Consider the following 19,043-nt stretch of genomic DNA (forward strand, 5'->3'; position numbering starts at 1 on the left):
GCTCTTTAAACCGGAGTCAGCGCTGTTGAAAAAACGAATGGGAACCACTTAATATCCCGGATTTTCTATCAGATTGGGATTATTATTGATGATACTTTCGGAAAGCGGCTGGTAATAATGCTCCTGTTTGAATACCCGGGTATATCCGTCAGCACTACCTACTTCAAAGCTGAAACGCTGCGCGGCATAATCGTAATAGCCCCTTACACTTTTGAAATTTTTATTTAAGGCGGTCATAGATAATCTCCAGCGATTCAGGTCCCACCACCTGTGTGTTTCAAATGCTAACTCTATTTTACGTTCATGTCGTATATCATCAATAGTTACCGCGGCTAACGGCAGAACCCCGGCTCTTGCTCTTATCTGATTGATGGAGGTAAGCGCATCTCCGGTATGACCAAGTTCAAAAGCCGCTTCAGCATGGTTCAGCAATATCTCACCAAACCGAAAAAGTATCCAGTCCTGGTCAGACTGCAGCGCAGTGGCGCGAACCCTGCTTTCATCCAGGTATTTTTTCAAAAGAAATCCTGTTTTGGTGGCATCCGAACCATTGGCATCTTTACCCACCTGTGCCATGCCATTATATGATTGGCTGCCCGACGACAAACGTTCTTTGACCCCGTCACCATCCGTATCCACATCTATTCCCCAGTACAGCACAATGGAATCGCCCTGCCAGGGTTGTCCATGATAGAATACGCTGGCATGGAACCTTGGATCCTTGTTTTTTAATATCTCTTTCGGATAGCCTGTAATATTCGCCCAGTCAATTGTGCGCGGCGAGCCATCCACCATTTCATAGTCATCAACCATCTCAACAGTTACATTTACCAGATTTCCCCAATCGGTTTTGAAGCTTTCGGGAGAATGGAACATATCCAATGAATGTCCCTGCAGTACACTCACAAATTTTCTCGCCCAGATGATCTCTGCATTGTCTTTTTGAAGAAAGAGCATCTGGTAATTTTTTGCTTTATCGTCAAGATATTCATTAAAGAGCAGAAACTTACCTGATTGAATGAGGGCATTCGATGCATCGAGCGAGGCCTGCCAGTATGCCTGGGCCTCGGCTGAAGGAATGCCTACCAGCCCGTTCAACTGAACCTGTCCGTATTTTGCGATACTTGCAGCATATAACATCGCACGGCTCTTTAATGCAAGCGCCGCATACTTTGTAGCCCGGCCTCTCATTTCTGCCTGATGCTCTTCGGGCAGCATACCAGCAATGGCGTTACATTCATTCAAAATGAAATCATAAATTTCCTTTTCCGTATTACGGGTTACAAAAAGGGCTTCGCCTTCTTCTGCCTTCTGGGGCTCTGTGATCAAAGGGACGCCGCCATAACGTTTGACCTTTTCGAAATACACAAAAGCTCTTAAAAACCGTATCTCTGCACTATACAGTGCCTTTATTTCATCACTCACATTCCCGGTTTCAATCAATTGCAGGAATTCATTACACGCCCTGATGTAGTTATAGTCCCAATAATTCAGCATATTCCCACTGCCATTGAGCAGCCCTTTATTCCAGGTAATTACTTCCCATGCCCAGTCATAGCTCGTTCTGCCTTCATCCGTAACCGTTATTTCCCTGGCAGGGTTTATTCCCCGGCTGAAACTGAATTGCTTAAAAATACCCGTAGTAGGTGCGGCACTGTACAGATTAACTGCATAAGCCTGGATCAGGTTGGGATCGTTCCAAACCTGAGCATCTGAAATAATATCCAGCGGTGCTTTGTCAAGATACTGCTTCCGGCATGAGGCCATGCTTACTACCAAAAGCAGGAACAAAAACTTATATGTTAACTTTTTCATGATCAAAATTTTTAGAGTCTGAACTTAGAAAGTGAGGTTAATGCCTGCGCTCACCGATTTTTGCTGTGGATAATGCCACCCACGATCAGTGCCGGTTTCGGGATCAAAAGGATATACTTTATCAATAGTAACCAGGTTATACCCCGAGATAAAAAGCCGTAACGATTGAATAACCCCTGACTTAGCCAGCCCTGGGAAACTGTACCCAATCTGGAAATTTTTAAGCCTTAGATAATTGGCGTTCTGCAACCAGAAAGTAGATTGATAACCGTTGTTAGTTGCGCCACCGGGCAGTACCCTGGGGAATCTGGCATTTTTATTATCTTCAGACCAGTAGTCTGCGAGATAATCGTATGGAACTGTTCCATTAAAATAAGTCACCTGCGCGCCGTTCGTAAAATAGGCATTGAAATTGGAAGCCCCCTGCCATAGCATGGATAAGTCAAAGCCTTTATAGTTTCCGGATAAATTAAGTCCAAAAATAATTTCCGGAGTTGTGCCCCGCCCGATCACATGATTATCCCTGAAATCAAGAGCACCGTCTCCATTATAATCCGCATACTTTATATCGCCGGGTTTAATGGTGGTATTATTATTCCCATCCTGTATGACCGGCCATTTGTCAATTTCATCCTGCGACTGAAATAGGCCCAACGCTTCATATCCGAACCACCTGTTCTTCCACTGCCCTGAAAGCTGTAAGCGCTCGCGGGTCGCGTCATCCGGATACACAGGCTCATCATAATTGATCCATTTGGCACGTGCCCAGGAAACATTTCCTTCTATCAAATAATTAAAATCGCCCGCCTTATCCCGGTACCTCAGCAATAATTCAAATCCACGGTTGTCGAAACTATTGATATTTTCCTCAGGCAGTGTAGCGCCGAAAGTGGTAGGCAGCGACAGGTACCTTCTTCCCGGAACATCCGTTACTTTTCGATAGAAAACGTCCAGTTCCATTCCTAAACGGCCATTCAAAAAGTCTGCATCTACCCCAAAGTTTGTAGTTGCAGTTTTTTCCCAGGTTAAATCGGGATTGGCTAGGCCTCTTGACACAATACCGTTAGAAATAAGAGGGGTTTCTCCAAACACCGCATTGCCACCAAACCGGTATCCCGTGAGATAATTAAATCGTCCTACATAATCATTTCCGGCAAGACCGTGTGAGAATCTTAATTTCAGGTTACTGATAGCAGCAACATTTTGCATAAAGTTTTCTTCAGAAACTCTCCAGCCCAATAAAATACCCGGGAAGAAGCCCCATCGTTCATCTTCAATAAATTTGGCAGAAGCATCGTACCTAAAAGTAGCTTCCGCAAAGTATTTTCCCGCATACGAATAATTAAACCGCCCGGCATACCCCATTCGGCCATCTTCGTTTGCGGATCCATTATTGTTTTTATTCAGATCCTGCCCGGCAAAAAGCTGGTCAATGGCAGTAGTTATAAACCCTTCACGATAAGCGCTAATGGTGTTATTCTTACTCTGGATAAATTCACCTAACGCCATGGCGTTCAGGGAATGAGCCCCCCATACTTTGTTGTAGTTCAGGAATACCTGATTAGTCATGCCGTCAAATCTCGTCATGGTCTCATTTAATGTATTCCTTTCCATTACACTGGCAACAGTATAGATATCTGTTGCCCTGTCGTAAGTATATAGTGAAAACTGCTTTCTCCAGTCTTTCAGGTAATTATAACCTGGCGAATAGTTCAGGGCAGCCGTAGCAGTCAGTCCCTTTACGAAAGGGATAGCATACTTTAAATTTAACTGGGCGATAAGGTTCTTCCTGTTGTCGTACGAATACCCGCTGATAGCTTTATTTGCCCGTCCGATAGCTTGCGAGCCGGACTGTCCGTAAAAAGGCAATTTGGTTTCATCAGGAAAACGGGCAGGATAGATAGGTTGTGCAAAGAACAGGTTTTCGAATATCTGTTCTGTAGTTGCCCCGGGGTAGTCCCTCTGCTCTATATTCCCACTCAGATCAAGGGAAACAGAAAAATTATCTGATATCTTCGCATCTATGTTCGAGCGCATATTGTATCTTCTGTACTGTGCATCACCGGACCTGAGCATACCATGCTGATCCACATAACCAAGAGAAAAAAAATACTTTACCCGGTCGCTTCCACCGGAAGTATTCAGGTTATACTGGCTGATAGGAGTCCATTTTACAAACAATTCATCCACCCAGTCTGTATTGGGATAAGCAGGATCGGTACCGTTCCTGTATTTTTCAATTTCTTCTTCTGAAAATTTCGGAGCCCGCCCCAGGGACGCCTCGGCATCATTAATAACTTTTGCAAAAGTGGGTGCATCTACAAATTTGGGCAGGCGGGTGGGAGTCTGTACTCCATAGGAAGAGCTGAAATTAAATACCGGCTTGCCGCTGGCTCCCCGCTTGGTGGTAATCACAACTACCCCATTACCTGCCCTTGCGCCGTAAATAGCTGCTGATGCATCTTTCAGGATAGAAATACTTTCAATTTCATTCGGGTCAATTTTATTCATAGATTGCTCTATCCCATCAATAATAACCAGCATATTATCAAAGCCTCGTATACTTATCGTAGCCTCGTCTGCACCGGGCCGACCGCTCCTGTTTACAGCTATCAAACCTGGTAATCTTCCTACCAGTGTGTTTGAAACATTAGCAACGGGTATATCCACTATTTTTTCTCCCTTTACCGTAGCTACTGAGCCGGTAACGTGTGCTTTTTTTTGGGCACCATAAGCCACCACTACAATATCATCAAGTGCCTTGTCTTCTGCCACAAGGATCAGATCTATAACAGACCTTCCGTTTATCGCAACTTCCCGGCTTACATAGCCTACAAAGCTAAATACTAATGTTCCGTTTACATTAGGAACATTCAGCGTATACCTGCCTTCCGAATTTGTAGACGTGCCATTGGATGTTCCTTTTTCCAATACGCTTACACCGGCGAGCGGTAAATCATCAGAGCCTCTTACCAAACCCGAAACAGAGATCAGCGGTATATCTTTTACAGTGAAAAGGGGTGGCGGAGGAATAGCTACAGGCTGTGCCACTGCTTTCCTGCTTATAATAATATTCCTGCTCTTAATCGTGTAATCCAATGGTTGGTCTTTCAATACTTCCCGGAGAAAGCTTTCCAGCGAAATGTTTTTGGCAAACACCGTTACCGGCCGGGTTCCTTTAAGCATCGAAGCTTTGTAAAAAACATTAAAATCCGTTTGTTTTTTAACAACATCAAAAATTTTCTCCAGCGTAATGTCCTTGCCGGAAAAGCTGATGTCCTGTGCCTCTGTTCCTGCCGAAGCATGGAGGAAAGCTGCTGTCATTAAAATGAAAACCATTTTCATGATGAGCATTGTTTTGGTTAAAAGCCGGATCACTGGCTGATTGTCAATCTTGTTGAGCAAAGGATTCAACAACGAAAATGAAACAGCATGCCGATACCGGCTACAAAGTGCTTTTAAATGCATAACTTTGTTTTTTACCCGCGGTTTAATTTTTGATTACCGCGGTTGGGTTAATGAATAAGCAGTCATTCGAACGGTTGTAATAATTTGATTAACCCGAGTTTATTCCGGATCATGCCGCCAGCATGATCCGGTTTTTCTTTCAGGGTAATCTTATTCGAAACCTTGTCTGCCTTATGATGATAAAGACTTCATTTTACTGTAGTTTTCAGTGATCAAATTTTACTGTGTTACAGTCAGTATCCTTCCTTCCAGTTTAAACTTTATCTCCATTTTTCCAAGAATCTCCAGCATGTCCGACAGGTTCAGGTCGCGTGTGAGCTGTCCCCGAAAAACATCTGTTGATACATTCCCCTGGTAACGCACCTGTATATCGTACCAGCGTTCCAGTTGCCGCATGACGGTATGCAGATCGGCGCCATCAAAATTGAACTGCCCGTTTTTCCAGGCCATTACCTGCCTGGTATCGGCGTTTTTCTGTATAAGAATCTGTCGTTCCTTTTGGCTATGTACGCCGGCATTCATTGCATTTCCAGTATTTGCAATTTGCGCCTGCTGACCAGGTTGTAAAAGCTCCGAAACATTGCCATAACTAACCTTAACACTCCCTTCTATGAGTGTAGTCTTCACCAGCGATTCATCGTTATAAGAATTTATATTAAAATGGGTGCCTATAACCTCCACAGTAATATCATTCACCTGAACCCGGAAAGGCTGGCTAATATTTTTCTTTACTTCCATGTATACTTCGCCGGTTATTTCCACCTTCCTTTCACTGCCTGCAAAAGCAGTGGGATACGTAATGGATGATGCGGCATTCAGCCACACTCCCGTACCATCAGGCAGGGTGAGCTGATATTGGCCACCTCTCGGAGTGGTCATCGTATTAAAAAGCACAGGCTGATCTTTAGAGTCAAAAGGTATATAAATGATCTGTCCGTTCTTCAGTTTCTCAATCTTTGTATTTCCCTGTTCAGCAAGCCTGCCATCTGCAGCGCTGTCGAGTATAATCGTAGAACCATCGGCAAGGGTTAAAACGGCTTTATTGCCCCCCGGTGCTATCACCTCTTTTGCAGAAACAGTATGGATTATCGTGTTTTGCTTTAAAAGGGAAGGCCTGAACCAGAAATAACTCGCCGCCCCGATTATCAATACCGCAGCCGCCCCATAACGAAGCCAGCTACGCCTGAAAGCATGAAAGCGGCGTACAGAAGGAGCAGGCTGTTCAAGCGGAACAACAGGAACTGAAGATGGTTGAGGTGTAAGCATGTGCATAGTATCTACACCCATACCCACCGTACTATCCTCCATACTTTCCGACCGGATGATCATTTTCTCAAATAAATGCTCAAGTGCTTTGTGGCTTGACAGCCCCTGATAAGCTTTAGAAGTTAACTTTTGTTCTAATACTTCTTTCACCATTTCAAGGTTAACAGGATCTTTTATCGCCGCTAAAAACGTTTCCAACTCACCGGGGGTGATTTGCTCGTTCAGGAATTTTTCCAGTAATTGTTGAGTGTGTTGCAATGCTAAATATTGATAGGTGTGTTATAAAGACGTAAAACAAAAGAAGAAGGTCCCTGTTAAGAATGAATTTTTTAAAAATTCCATATCCAGATATATACAAGTAAATATCCGGAATGAGACTGAAGGTAATCCCTGATAAATTTTATTGCATTTACCATGTAGTTTTTTACAGTGCGTTTAGACAATCCCATCCTCCCGGCAATTTCTGCATGACTTAATCCCTCAAACCTGCTCAGTTTAAAAACGGATTGCTGCTGTGGGGTAAGCTGGTGAATCGCCTGGTGAATGAGCGCATGAAACTCTTTATACTCAAGTTGTAAAGAAGGATCCTGGTCAGAAACCGTATCTGAAAAATATTGCCTGAAAAAATCGTCCCTTGACCCGGAAAACTCTTTTTTCCGCAACCTGTCAAAAATCAGATTACGCGCAGAAATGTAGAGATAAGATTCAAAATTATTCACAGATAGAAGGTATTGGCGTTTTACCCAGATCTGTGCGAAAATATCCTGAGTTATATCTGCCGAAGTCTCCGGAGATTTGGTAAAATAAAAAACCGTGGAATAAATCTGGTCCCAGTAACGGTTAAACAGCAGCTTATAAGAATCTGCATTACCGTCAGCTATGTGCCGGAGCAATTCCTTTTCATCATATGGCAAATCGGCGAACAATTAAAGTTAGTTTTGGGCTTAAGCGTTTGTTATCAAATACATGTAGGCAGAAAATTCCAACTGCCCTACTCAGGAACAGATGAATTCCACTTTTTTCATAAATCTTTCGGCTGTGAAATTAAAATTATAGAACTTTCCTGTAAACTGACGACTTTAGCTTACAATTCAAAAAAGCAAAGTATATATACAAGGAAAGCAATTTGTAAAATAAAGGGAAAGTTGTAGCTTTGCCGCCCCCTGGTTCTTTTATATAGCACATTGCCCGATAGTATAATGGTAGTACATCAGTCTCTGGATCTGATTGTCTTGGTTCGAATCCAGGTCGGGCAACGGAGCAGGATAAGCCGACGAAAAAGCCGGCTTATCCTTTTCTTGGATCGCTGAAGTCTGAAATTTCAATATCCCCGGATAATATCAACTCCCTTGCTCTCTCCAGTTTTCGTGATTTTGTTCTAGTGTCATTTTTGCTCGCTGCACTTCCTGCAACCGGGCATGAAACTCATTTTTAAATTTTGAAGTCTTGATTTAGAATACGTTGATCTGAAGTTTGAAAAACAACTGTCTAATGACCAGCTTTAAGAAAAGAAACGCTATTTTTTTATCAAAGTATTCGATATACGATTGCACACCAATCCTGAAGCATTGATAGGACTTTCCCTTTTAAAAACAGTATATTTAAGTAATTAAATCTCTTTACACAATTTAAATTTTAAAAGAAATGGAGCAGGATCTAAGTGAAGAACAAATAGAGCGCGTACTGTACGATAATGTTATTGGGCATATGGGTTGTCATGCCAATGAGACGACATATGTTATACCGATCTGTTATGCTTATGATGGAATCTATATATATGGGCGCACGTATGAAGGTTTGAAACTCCAATTGCTTAGAAAAAACCCAAATGTTTGCTTTCAGATAGAAAGTATAGAAAGTATGATCCGATGGAAAAGTGTTATTTGCTGGGGCATATTTGAAGAGCTTACTAATAACGAAAAACGAAATAGAGCCATTGATGTCTTACAAAATCGCATTGTAGCCGTTGTTAACAGCAAAGATTTGCTGCAGTCACAGTACTGGCCTTTTTCTACACCTGAAAGCAAAGGAATTATTTTCTGTATTCATTTACATAAAAAAACGGGACGGTATTCAGATTCAGTAAATTACTAACCATTTTTGTGGCTTGGTAACCCTGAATATGAACAGGAGGATAAGGGAAAGACTTCTGCCAATGAAGATAGTGGAAACCATATTCGATTTTAATCCTTCACCTGATGAGCTTTCAGCCATGCAGATGACTTATAAAGCATTAGATAAGCATACATATATGGAAGACCTGCAACAGCGGGCACTACTTTTTGATACCTCCATTGATTATGAAAGGGTTTCCGATTTGCAGGAACTTGCCAAAATAAGAGGCGATGATGCCGCTTTCAGCAAATTTACCCGTATGCTTGAACAGGACATGGGGGATATCCACGACAGGTTATTTAATGAGTGACAAGGTATGCTGTTTGACGAACGGAATGCAGCATTTGCTGCGGCAGGAGGCATTGCAGAGAATTAAAAATAAGATCAATTTGCTTTCAACTGTTCAAAAGCTTTTATATAATCATATTGCAGATCCTCATGCAGGAATGCGAGCGATTTTTCGATCTTTTTAATTTGATTTGCCAAAAGATTAATCAGCGCCGTACTTTTTTTTATGGGAATACCGGAAGCTTTTAGGGAAATGCAGAAGTATAACAACAGCTCCGTTTCGGCATGTTTAGAGCCGGTATACCTAATATGTTTATTGGTAATGCTTAGTATTTTCTGAATCGTTTTTTTAGCGAAATAGATATTCGAAGAATTGATCTCACTAAATAGCCGGTCAATTTCCCGCTTCACCGCTTCCATATAACCCGGTAAATCGTGGGCTTCAAAAAGAAGGTAAGTGAGTAGCTCCTTGTTTTCTTTTTTAAATTTTGCCAGCCTCAGGCAAAGCGCCAAAACCTGTGCGGGTGGAACAGATTGCAGCTCATCTTTAAGTTCACTAACGGTAGCCGTTTTTATAACAGACTCCATGGGCAAGGTTATTCAAAAAATTCATGGAGCGATTTGAAATAAATGGTATTCCAGCCCTCCGTAATATCATCGAATTCACTGTCGGGAATGTTGCTGTGCTTTAACTCCACCGATGTTCCCTGTGCATGAGGATGCAATAGAATGGTAACAATGGAAGCTTCACCGTCATCGCCAAAATACCATTGCTGTACAATTTTTTTACCCGGTACAAATTCAAGATTCTTTCCTTCAATACTGTCACCCCACAATGAAAATTCCGAACCTGGATCGGCAGACATGGTAGCCGGCTCGCCTGTCCACAGCCTTATGGCCAAAGGATTGGTTAAAGCGTTGTATACTTCTTCGGGCGGAGCGGGAATGATATAATATTTTTTAAATGCTTTCAATGATGCATTGTTTAGTGTAAAAGTAACTCAATATTTATTGCAAGTTCACCCTGATTGCCTGCGACCCCTTTGGGGTCGTATCTAAACTAATTTATAATTCTTTAAACATATGACCACTTTGCGGTCAGCGGATACTTTCCCCTTGTCTTTTTGCATGCCAAATCCTGCATGGTTTACCAACTAAAAAAAATATTATTTTGCAGTATGGAAACCATATTCGATTTTAATCCTTCACCTGATGAGCTTTCAGCCATGCAGATGACTTATAAAGCATTAGATAAGCATACATATATGGAAGACCTGCAACAGCGTGCCCTTCTTTTTGATACCTCCATTGATTATGAAAGAATTTCCGATTTGCAGGAGCTTGCCAAAATAAGAGGCAACGATGCCGCTTTCAGCAAATTTACCCGCATGCTTGAACAGGATATGGGGGATATCCACGACAGGTTGTTTAACGAATAATAATGATGTTCAGCTCCTCCCCTCCGTTTCAAAATTGATAACAATTGCCAGAAGGCACAATACACTATCAATTCTGCTCAAAAGTATCCAGCGTTATCTCTTCAAACACGATGCCTTCATACGGGTTTTTATTACCGGCTTCATACAGGCAGCCCAGGTTGCCATTGGGCAGTTGTACCAGGTTGGAGTACGCCGACGGGCCGGCATGCAATAACTTTTTCAGCTTCCATGACTTTCCTTTACTGTAGCTTATTTTAACGGTCATGGCTACTCTTGAGGCTGCATTTGCAGGATTGGAAAATGCAAGGAACGATTTTTTTCCGGGGTGGGCATACCACAGCAGGCTGCCCTGGCACACAGGCTCCGTAAGCTCCGTATCGGTTTTGGGCGCCGACCAGCTTTCTCCGCCGTTTTTACTGATAGAAACTTTACGATGCCGTGTTGGGCCATAGTTACGCATGTTCAGCATCAGGTTACCGTTGGGTAGTTCGGCTACCGTGCACTCATTAACCATATCCTCCGGCGTTGTGCCGCCTAATACCCAGGTGCTTCCTCCATCATCCGAATAAATGCTATGCGAGAAATATTTTTTGGATGCCGCTTCAATATGATCACAGGGAATAACCAGCCGCCCTTTGTATTTCCCTTTCCGGATCTGTATGCCATTCACCGGGCCGGTAGCGTACCATGTCCAGTCCTCTTTCTTTACATCCTTTGTTATCTCCCTCGGGGCAGACCAGCTACTGCCATCATCAGCAGAGGAAAATACAAATACCCTGCGCGTATCCCGGCTTGTTCCCGCAATAATATCCTTCTCATGATCTGCACCGAGGTTCCAGGTTGAAAGGAGGGTAACAGCACCGGTATTGCTGTTTACCACAGGAGCCGGGTTCCCGCATGTATTAGCGCCGTCATCCCATATGGTTTCCATCGCGCTCCAGGTTTTGCCGCCATCAAAGGAACGTTTTAACACCAGGTCAATATCGCCGGCATCACCACAATTATTCCGCCGCGCTTCTGCAAATGCGAGCAGGGTTCCGCTGGTGGTAGTAACAATAGCGGGTATGCGAAAACACTGGTAGCCGTTCTCTCCGCTTTTGTATATGTAACGGAGTTCCTGCCCCCTGGCAATGGTTGATGGAAATAATAATAGGAGCACAAAAACATATACATTTCCATACTTCCGGGAAAGAAGGAAAAACCGGAGGAATATTTTATCCAAACATTTCATCATGACCCCACATTTAAGGCTTATCAGTTTTTTTGCAACAATGCAGCATCGTTTAGTGAGCAATATAATACAACCAGAAAGAAAATAACAATCACCCGGATTAGTTTTTTTAAAATCGCTAAGAATGCAGTACTTTAAGCCCCTTTTTAACATACTTACATGATGAGAATTATACTAAGCCTCGCCTGTACCCTACTGCTGCTTACTGGCTGCCATACAGGCAAACAACAAGACTGTGAACCCGCGCAAAGAAACAATGCATTAGCATCTATTGATTCGCTGAGCGCCAGCTTAAATTGGCCGGATGAGCTTCAGATCACCGGCTTTGCAGGCCCCGATCTTACTCCCAGTCCTGCCTGCCTTGCTGTAGCCGCTACCGGGGAAGTATATGTTGGAGTGGATATGATCGGTTCACTGGGTAAAGACCCCGGTAAAGGGATGATCATCAGATTAGTGGATTGCAACAATGACGGTATAATAGACAGTCATACGGAATATGCTGCGGTAGACAATCCCCGCGGGATCATATCCCTTGGCAACCGGCTTTTTGTACTGCATACCCAATTCGGCGCAGATAGTGTTGCCACGGGAATGGACCTCGTGGTTTTTGAAGATAAGGATAACAATGGTGTTGCCGATGGACCGGCCAAGCCACTGATCGAACATATCAGCAACCCCACATTTCTTAAAAGCCGCGGTACCGACCATGCCACCAACGGCATCCGTATGGGGATAGATGGATGGATATATATTGCCACTGGCGATTTTGGCTTTCATGATGCGATAGACCGTGACGGTAAAAAATTAACGATGCTGGGCGGAGGTATCGTACGGGTACGCCCCAACGGTACGGAAATGGAAATATATTCACATGGACTGCGCAATATTTACGATGTGGCGATTGACCCTTATATGAACATTTTTACCCGCGACAACACCAACGACGGGGGCGGCTGGAACATCCGTTTCAGTCACCAGCTACAATCGGGAGAATACGGATACCCTGTATTGTTTAAACATTTTACGGAAGAAATTATTCCTGCCATGGTTGACCTTGGAGGCGGCTCCGGTACCGGATCACTTTTTATGGATGACCCTGCCTGGCCGGATAAATATAACAACGTACCCATGATGGCGGACTGGGGAAGAAGTCAGGTATATATCCACAGGGTAACCCCATCAGGGGGAAGTTACACACAGGAGGAGGAAGATTTTATTAAATTACCACAGGTTACCGACCTGGATATTGATGCTTCCGGAAGGCTCTATCTTTCTGCCTGGGATGGGGCCGGCTATTCGGGCAATCCCGACAAAGGATTCGTGGTACGCGCTGTACCCAAAAACTGGGAATACAAGCCCTTCCCCGATCTTAATGCTGCTTCTATAAGCGAACTGCAGTCGCTGTTAAAATCCGGCAGCGCTGCAGCCAGGCTGAGCGCACAACAGGAGTTGCTTAGCCGTTCGGAAAAGAAAGCCGCCAAGACGGCATGGGAACTGGCAACCGATAAAAGCCTTCCGTTGTATGCCCGCGTAGCCGGGATTTATACCTACGCGCAGGCAGCAGGCAAAGATGGTATCAAAAATTTAGTTGGGCTTACCGCGGAAGAGGCGGTGAGGGAATTCGCGCTGCATGCGCTTGCCGACCGGAAACCCTTTTTAGAAGAAGTACCTCCTGAACCTTTTATCAACGGGCTAAAAGATGCTTCACCGCGCGTTCAGATAGCATCTATCATTGGCTTGGGCCGCCTTGGCCGCACAGCGGCGGCGGAGGCATTGCTGCAAATACCGGTTCCCGCATCATTTGTATCTCCTCCTGCGGGAGAAGAAGGACCTCATGCCACTCCCAACACCGCTATCATTCCCGCCCATCTTGCCGTAAAGGCCCTGGTAGAGCTGAATGCGGTGGATGCCTGTGTGGCCGCCATCGGTTCCCAAAATTCCACGCTGGCACTATGGGCCCTGCGCTATATGCACGATCAAAAAGCTGTGGACGGACTGATCGCTGCTTACGGTAAATTGCAGGACGAAGCGTTGAAAGCTCAGATTCTTACTACATTAGGCCGTGTTTATAAAACAGAAGCGCCGTATGATGGTTCCTGGTGGTGGAGTACCCGCCCCGACACACACGGACCTTACTACAAACCCATAACCTGGGCGGCTTCAGATAAAATCAATGCGTTCCTCACGGAGGAATGGAGCAAATCCGATGCGGCCGGAAAAGCTCTTTTTGCCACGCTCAATGGAAAGCTGAGGATGGGCATCACCCAGTTTGGCGGAGAAGAAGAAACTGAATCAGTGCATGAGGCCAAAATTGACCTTAACAAGATCAGGAATCAAAAAGGGCAGATCGGAAAATCATCTATAGAAGATATTATGCTTGCTATGGATAAAATTAAAGGCAACGCCGCTACCGGTAAAAAACTTTTCGTTCAGCAGGGCTGCATTGCCTGCCATAGCATTAATAAAAGCGAACCTATGAAAGGACCATTCATGGGGCAGATCGGTTCCATTATGACACGGAAGCAAATTGCGGAATCCATTCTTAAGCCCAACGCCTCCATTTCCCAGGGCTTTGCAACAGTGCTCGTTACCACTAAAGATGGTAAAAGTCAGATGGGTTTTGTAACAGGTGAATCGGCAGACAGGATTGTGCTGCGCGATATTACCGGAGCCGCACATACCATCAATACCAAAGATATTAAGGGACGTAAGGAGCAGGAAACATCCATGATGCCGCCCGGATTAGCAAACGCTTTATCGTATGAGGAATTTGCATCGCTCATTACGTATTTGTCGCAACAGAAGGGATAAGCAGACGAAGCCCTTGTTACATCATGAATAGTTGAACAAATGTTTAAAAAATCCGGTTCTATATGAATCAGCCCAACAGGAATTCTTTTTCGTGCTTATGCTTTTTGCTCCTGACTTTACCTGCATTAACGCAGGTTAAAATTTATGTAGCGCCTAATGGCAATGACAATAACCCGGGTACAATTTCCCGTCCTTTTAAAACGCCTGAGCACGCCATTGCGCATTCCCTTGGTGATCACAATAAAAACAAAGCGGTATCGGTTGAGCTGCGGCAGGGCGTTTATTACTTAGATAAAACCATTGTAATTAACGCTGCCGGATTTTTGCCGGCCTCGCTGCAAATCAAAGCATATGTCAACGAAAAGGTTACCATCAGCGCGGGCAAACGCCTCAACCTGAAATGGAAACCTTATAAGAACGGAATATATATGGCTACTGTTCCTGCAGGCGCTTCCTTTGAAAGACTCTATGTTAATCAAAAATTGCAACCCCTGGCGCGATACCCGGATTATGATTCCGCTGCCAGAATATTTCATGGAACAGCCCCCGATGCTATCGCTCAGGAAAGGGTAAAACGCTGGAAAAACCCTGAAGGCGGGTATGTACATGCGCTGCACGCATACGAATGGGGCGGATTTCATTATCGTATAACCGGCGTTGATGCCGGAGGAAATGTACAATTAGAAGGCGGGTGGCAGAATAACCGTCCGAATGAAATGCACAAAGCCTACCGTTTTGTTGAAAACATTTTTGAAGAATTGGACGCACCGGGAGAATGGTGGTTAGATAAAGCAAAACACCTGCTCTATTATTATCCACCCAAAGGAGTAAACCTGAACGATGCGCTTATTGAAGTGTCGCACCTGAAAAACAGTATCGAATTAAAAGGAAGCATGAGCAGTCCTTTACGAAATGTGCAGTTACTCAACCTGCATTTTGCACATAATGAAAGGACGTTTATGGATACCAAAGAGCCGCTGCTGCGCAGCGACTGGACGATTTACAGGGGCGGCGCTGTTTTATTAGACGGAACGGAAAACTGCAAAATAGCGGATTGTGTTTTTGAAGGTATCGGAGGCAATGCTATCATGTTCAGCAATTATAATAAAAGGGATACGGTAACCGGGTGTCATATCTATAATACCGACGCTAACGCGGTATGTTTTATTGGGGACACAAAAGCAGTTCGTTCTCCATCTTTCGGGTACGAAAATTATATTCCTTATAACCAGTTGGATAAAACGCCTGGGCCTTTAACCCATAACTTTCCACAGGAATGTATTGTTACCGACAATCTTCTGCACGACCTGGGCGATATTGAAAAACAGGCAACAGGTGTGCAGATAGAAGTGGCCGCATCCATTACCGTTAGCCATAACAGTATTTACCATACTTCGCGTGCAGGAATAAATATCGGCGATGGTTGTTTTGGCGGGCATATACTGGAGTTCAATGATGTATTTAATACCGTTCGGGAAACCGGCGATCATGGTTCCTTTAATTCATGGGGCCGCGACCGTTTCTGGGCGCCCGACAGGAATTATATGGACAGCCTGGTGGCGGTTCACCCTGAGTTGGTCCTGCTTGACGCGCAAAAACAAACCATTATCCGCAACAACCGCTTCCGCTGTGATCATGGCTGGGATATTGACCTCGATGACGGTTCATCCAATTATCATATTTACAATAATCTTTGTTTGAACGGCGGGCTTAAGCTGCGGGAAGGTTTTTACCGGGTAGTGGAAAATAATATCATGATCAATAACTCCTTTCATCCGCATGTATGGTTTAAGAACAGCGGCGATGTATTTGAAAGAAATATTGTAATGAAAAAATATGCACCCATACAGGTTAACGACTGGGGAAAAAGCATTGACTACAATTTATTTCCCGATACTGCTGCATTGCATGACGCGCAGAGCAGGGGAACAGACAAGCACAGCCTGGCAGGAGATCCGTTGTTTGCTGATCCTTCAAAGGGTGATTATACGGTTGCGGCTAATTCTCCCGCGCTTAAAGCGGGGTTCAGGAATTTCCCGATGAATGCCTTCGGTGTAAAAAAGCCTGCTTTAAAAAAAATAGCATTACAGCCGCAATTACCGGTATTGATAACAGATGAAGGATTAGAAAATAAATCCGTTGCGGTATCATTCCTCGGAGGCGCCGTAAAATCTGTTGATGGTTTGGGCGATCGCTCAGCCTACGGACTTCCGGATGAAACAGGCGTCATTGTATTATCAGCAGGAGAAACCAGTCTCTTATCTTTATCAGGATTACGGAACAAAGATGTTATCCGCGCTGCCGGTGGTAAAGCCATTGCAGATGTAAAGCAACTGATAGATGTGTACCAGTCGCTGAACTGGACAGGTCAGATACCGGTTACGGTTATGCGTAATCAGCAATTGGTACACATAATACTTAAAACGAGGTAATGCTGTTTACTATCACTGGTACTTTCCATACTACAATTTTCCTGTAGTATAAGCGGCTTCCACACATTCCATAGTATAAATGCCATCCTCCACCGAGTTGTCTGGTATATACGTGAGGTCCGCTTTTGCTTTCATGATCTCCGCCATAGAGCCTATAAACGCATGGGGAAACCATGAGCCATTAACAGGTAAGACCTCCCATTTAGGCGAAGCACTTTCATCTGATAAAATATATTCAAACTGATCCGGAACGCCTTCAGGATAATTCATCAGTAAGCCCATCCGTATTTTTATAGCGCCTTTTGTTCCTTCTATCTTAATATAGGCATCCTGGTTTTGTAAGCCAAATTCGTGGGCATGATTGGTTAAAATATTTGCCCTGACCATATCTCCATAATCCATAATGATATTGGAACGAACAGAATGCAATGCATTCATTTTGGGATGACCTGTAGTTTTGGCATATATGCCTGAAGGGTTACCAAGAAGGTTCCGCACAAGATCAATGTAGTGAATACTGTGGTATAAAATTTCCACCCGCGAAGCCTTAAAAAGAAAATCCCACAGGTGCCATGGCGTATATACATTCACGTAAATTTCCACATCACAAATATCACCAAGCCATCCTCCGGCAATTATTTTTTTAGCCATAAGCATATAAGGCGCATAGCGGAGCTGGAAATTTATACCGGCCGTTATTTTCTTTTGCCTGCACAGTTCAAGTATGCGCTTGGCCTGCTCCAGGTTCTCTCCCATCGGCTTTTGTAATAATACAAAAGCATTGTCGGGCAGTTGCTCAATTACACTAATCATGGCACTACCCGGTACTGCCACATCATATATAACTTCGGCGCCATTTTTTGAAACAAGTTCATTTATATTATTATACATAACCGGTATTTGAAAATCATGTGCAACTTTTACCGCTTTTTTATGATCAGGATCAAAAACGCCCGTCACGGAAAAATTTGCCAGCCGGTATGCAGGAAGATGCGCGGTTTGCACAATACCACCGGCTCCAATAATAACGATAGGCCATGTTACCGGAAGTTCGGGAATATTATAAACGATATTATTTAATGTATGCATGGCAGTAGGTTTAAAATTGCCCGAGATAATTCCCATAGGTTAAAATTACCACAGACACAATAAGCGTAAAAATCGCAGCAATCAAATAAAACCGTGTTGATTTACCGCTGTTCACCCATTCCTTCAGTAATATTCCAAGTAAGGTGCTTATCAATACAAGCATGATCATGTGAATGGCCCAACTGGTAAATTTATAGGCGCCCATACGCACATGCCCCAACCCGTAAAAGAAAAATTGCGTATACCATAATACACCTGTTATAATAGCAAGGATATAGTTTAAAGATAAGACAGCTTTTCTTCCTGTTGATGCGGAACGCAAAGAGAGATATTCCCTGAATGTTTTTTGTTTTACATGAAGGTAAATACAATATATCATGGTACTGAGGAAAGCGCCTGTATTAGAGAACAGGTATATCACATTTCCCTGGAAATGACCTGCCCCGTATTGGGCTGCCACATCGGCAATGGGTTGTCCCTGGTCTAAAGAAAATCCATATACGGCTGAAAGCACGCCGGCCAAAATGCACAATGGCAAGCCTATTGATAAAGAAAACATCGTTTGGGAACTGCTGCGCTTTGCAAGATCTTTTTCTTTTGAATGTCCTGCCAGTCCGCATAATGCAATACCTATTGCGCCAATAGTAATACCACATATTATCCAACCGCCGCCTGTGCCACTTAATACGGCACCTAATTCGTCACGATAAAGTGGTGGCAGCAATGTACCGAGCACGCAGGAAATACCAACGGAGACGGCATAGGTAAGCGAGAATCCTACATAGCGGATAGCCAGGCCAAAAGCAGTTCCTCCAATACCATACAACGTTCCTAATATAAATGACCTCCACATCGCATCACCCGGGGCTTCAGCTAATACCTGAACCAAATGAGGGATAGTGATCCATGCTACTATAACAGGCAACAGGAGCCAGCAAACAGCAGCCTGCATCAGCCAGTAAGTTTGCCACGACCATGATACGGTTTTTTTTTGCGGCGTATAACAAACCGATGCGGAAAAAGCGCCGATGCCATGTAAAAGAATACCAAAAAGTAAATTCATGTAATTACGGGAATTGGATAATGATG

14 protein-coding genes and 1 tRNA gene are annotated in these 19,043 nt (G+C 43.9%); 6 read left to right on the forward strand and 9 right to left on the reverse strand.

What is annotated here, in order from left to right:
• Positions 1 to 48 precede the first annotated feature (48 nt).
• The 4 genes from PLE34_RS07625 to PLE34_RS07640 form a co-directional block, all read right to left on the reverse strand.
• Positions 49 to 1,815 (reverse strand): RagB/SusD family nutrient uptake outer membrane protein, encoded by a 1,767-nt coding sequence (locus PLE34_RS07625; protein ID WP_324555547.1) that lies wholly within the window; start codon positions 1,813 to 1,815, stop codon positions 49 to 51.
• Between the two features lie 24 nt (positions 1,816 to 1,839).
• Positions 1,840 to 5,160 (reverse strand): TonB-dependent receptor, encoded by a 3,321-nt coding sequence (locus tag PLE34_RS07630; protein WP_324555549.1) that lies wholly within the window; start codon positions 5,158 to 5,160, stop codon positions 1,840 to 1,842.
• Between the two features lie 342 nt (positions 5,161 to 5,502).
• Complete coding sequence (locus tag PLE34_RS07635) at positions 5,503 to 6,807, reverse strand: FecR family protein (protein WP_324555551.1); 1,305 nt, start codon at positions 6,805 to 6,807, stop codon at positions 5,503 to 5,505.
• A 71-nt stretch (positions 6,808 to 6,878) separates the two neighbouring features.
• The gene (locus PLE34_RS07640; RefSeq protein WP_324555553.1) at positions 6,879 to 7,463 is read right to left on the reverse strand and encodes an RNA polymerase sigma-70 factor; all 585 of its coding nucleotides are present in this window, start codon (positions 7,461 to 7,463) and stop codon (positions 6,879 to 6,881) included.
• Positions 7,464 to 7,734: 271 nt separating this feature from the next.
• Between PLE34_RS07640 and PLE34_RS07645 the strand changes: the two genes are divergently transcribed.
• The 3 genes from PLE34_RS07645 to PLE34_RS07655 all read left to right on the forward strand — a co-directional run bounded on the left by PLE34_RS07645 (position 7,735) and on the right by PLE34_RS07655 (position 8,974).
• Positions 7,735 to 7,805 (forward strand) — tRNA-Gln (locus tag PLE34_RS07645).
• A gap of 388 nt (positions 7,806 to 8,193) precedes the next feature.
• Positions 8,194 to 8,643: a pyridoxamine 5'-phosphate oxidase family protein gene (locus PLE34_RS07650; RefSeq protein ID WP_324555555.1), complete on the forward strand. Its 450-nt coding sequence runs from the start codon at positions 8,194 to 8,196 to the stop codon at positions 8,641 to 8,643.
• 28 nt (positions 8,644 to 8,671) lie between these two features.
• Positions 8,672 to 8,974 (forward strand): hypothetical protein, encoded by a 303-nt coding sequence (locus PLE34_RS07655; protein ID WP_324555557.1) that lies wholly within the window; start codon positions 8,672 to 8,674, stop codon positions 8,972 to 8,974.
• A 74-nt stretch (positions 8,975 to 9,048) separates the two neighbouring features.
• On the opposite strand, the gene PLE34_RS07660 is transcribed toward PLE34_RS07655, so the two are convergent.
• Positions 9,049 to 9,540 carry a hypothetical protein gene (locus PLE34_RS07660; protein WP_324555559.1) on the reverse strand — a complete coding sequence of 164 codons (492 nt, stop codon included), beginning with the start codon at positions 9,538 to 9,540 and terminating at the stop codon, positions 9,049 to 9,051.
• A gap of 8 nt (positions 9,541 to 9,548) precedes the next feature.
• Entirely contained in the window at positions 9,549 to 9,926 is a 378-nt protein-coding gene (locus tag PLE34_RS07665; RefSeq protein ID WP_324555561.1) for an SRPBCC domain-containing protein, read from the reverse strand.
• Positions 9,927 to 10,130: 204 nt separating this feature from the next.
• On the opposite strand from PLE34_RS07665, the gene PLE34_RS07670 reads away from it, so the two are divergent.
• A complete protein-coding gene (locus PLE34_RS07670; RefSeq protein WP_324555563.1) occupies positions 10,131 to 10,391 on the forward strand; it encodes a hypothetical protein in 261 nt (86 codons plus the stop codon).
• Positions 10,392 to 10,458: 67 nt separating this feature from the next.
• Here PLE34_RS07670 and PLE34_RS07675 read toward each other — a convergent pair whose 3' ends face one another.
• Complete coding sequence (locus tag PLE34_RS07675) at positions 10,459 to 11,625, reverse strand: sialidase family protein (protein ID WP_324555565.1); 1,167 nt, start codon at positions 11,623 to 11,625, stop codon at positions 10,459 to 10,461.
• Positions 11,626 to 11,781: 156 nt separating this feature from the next.
• Here PLE34_RS07675 and PLE34_RS07680 point away from each other — a divergent pair, with 156 nt between their 5' ends.
• Together PLE34_RS07680 and PLE34_RS07685 are read left to right on the forward strand one after the other, a co-directional pair.
• Entirely contained in the window at positions 11,782 to 14,433 is a 2,652-nt protein-coding gene (locus tag PLE34_RS07680) for a DUF7133 domain-containing protein (protein WP_324555567.1), read from the forward strand.
• A 62-nt stretch (positions 14,434 to 14,495) separates the two neighbouring features.
• The gene (locus tag PLE34_RS07685) at positions 14,496 to 16,865 is read left to right on the forward strand and encodes a right-handed parallel beta-helix repeat-containing protein (protein WP_324555569.1); all 2,370 of its coding nucleotides are present in this window, start codon (positions 14,496 to 14,498) and stop codon (positions 16,863 to 16,865) included.
• Between the two features lie 30 nt (positions 16,866 to 16,895).
• Here the strand turns inward: PLE34_RS07685 and PLE34_RS07690 are convergent, their stop codons facing one another.
• Positions 16,896 to 17,954: a Gfo/Idh/MocA family protein gene (locus PLE34_RS07690; protein WP_324555571.1), complete on the reverse strand. Its 1,059-nt coding sequence runs from the start codon at positions 17,952 to 17,954 to the stop codon at positions 16,896 to 16,898.
• A 10-nt stretch (positions 17,955 to 17,964) separates the two neighbouring features.
• Positions 17,965 to 19,017, reverse strand: coding sequence for an L-rhamnose/proton symporter RhaT (locus tag PLE34_RS07695; RefSeq protein ID WP_324555573.1), 1,053 nt, complete (start codon positions 19,015 to 19,017; stop codon positions 17,965 to 17,967).
• Positions 19,018 to 19,043 lie beyond the last annotated feature (26 nt).

Origin of the sequence: Agriterribacter sp. (assembly GCF_035445465.1) — a bacterium.
GTDB lineage: Bacteria > Bacteroidota > Bacteroidia > Chitinophagales > Chitinophagaceae > Agriterribacter.

What these genes read in the sequence shown, in the direction of transcription:
- PLE34_RS07660 (WP_324555559.1), bottom strand. Translation starts at nt 9,540, where the DNA reads ATGGAGTCTGTTATAAAAACGGCTACCGTTAGTGAACTTAAAGATGAG.
- PLE34_RS07670 (WP_324555563.1), top strand. Translation starts at nt 10,131, where the DNA reads ATGGAAACCATATTCGATTTTAATCCTTCACCTGATGAGCTTTCAGCC.
- PLE34_RS07695 (WP_324555573.1), bottom strand. Translation starts at nt 19,017, where the DNA reads ATGAATTTACTTTTTGGTATTCTTTTACATGGCATCGGCGCTTTTTCC.
- PLE34_RS07675 (WP_324555565.1), bottom strand. Translation starts at nt 11,625, where the DNA reads ATGATGAAATGTTTGGATAAAATATTCCTCCGGTTTTTCCTTCTTTCC.
- PLE34_RS07655 (WP_324555557.1), top strand. Translation starts at nt 8,672, where the DNA reads ATGAACAGGAGGATAAGGGAAAGACTTCTGCCAATGAAGATAGTGGAA.
- PLE34_RS07625 (WP_324555547.1), bottom strand. Translation starts at nt 1,815, where the DNA reads ATGAAAAAGTTAACATATAAGTTTTTGTTCCTGCTTTTGGTAGTAAGC.
- PLE34_RS07690 (WP_324555571.1), bottom strand. Translation starts at nt 17,954, where the DNA reads ATGCATACATTAAATAATATCGTTTATAATATTCCCGAACTTCCGGTA.
- PLE34_RS07650 (WP_324555555.1), top strand. Translation starts at nt 8,194, where the DNA reads ATGGAGCAGGATCTAAGTGAAGAACAAATAGAGCGCGTACTGTACGAT.
- PLE34_RS07630 (WP_324555549.1), bottom strand. Translation starts at nt 5,160, where the DNA reads ATGAAAATGGTTTTCATTTTAATGACAGCAGCTTTCCTCCATGCTTCG.
- PLE34_RS07685 (WP_324555569.1), top strand. Translation starts at nt 14,496, where the DNA reads ATGAATCAGCCCAACAGGAATTCTTTTTCGTGCTTATGCTTTTTGCTC.
- PLE34_RS07680 (WP_324555567.1), top strand. Translation starts at nt 11,782, where the DNA reads ATGATGAGAATTATACTAAGCCTCGCCTGTACCCTACTGCTGCTTACT.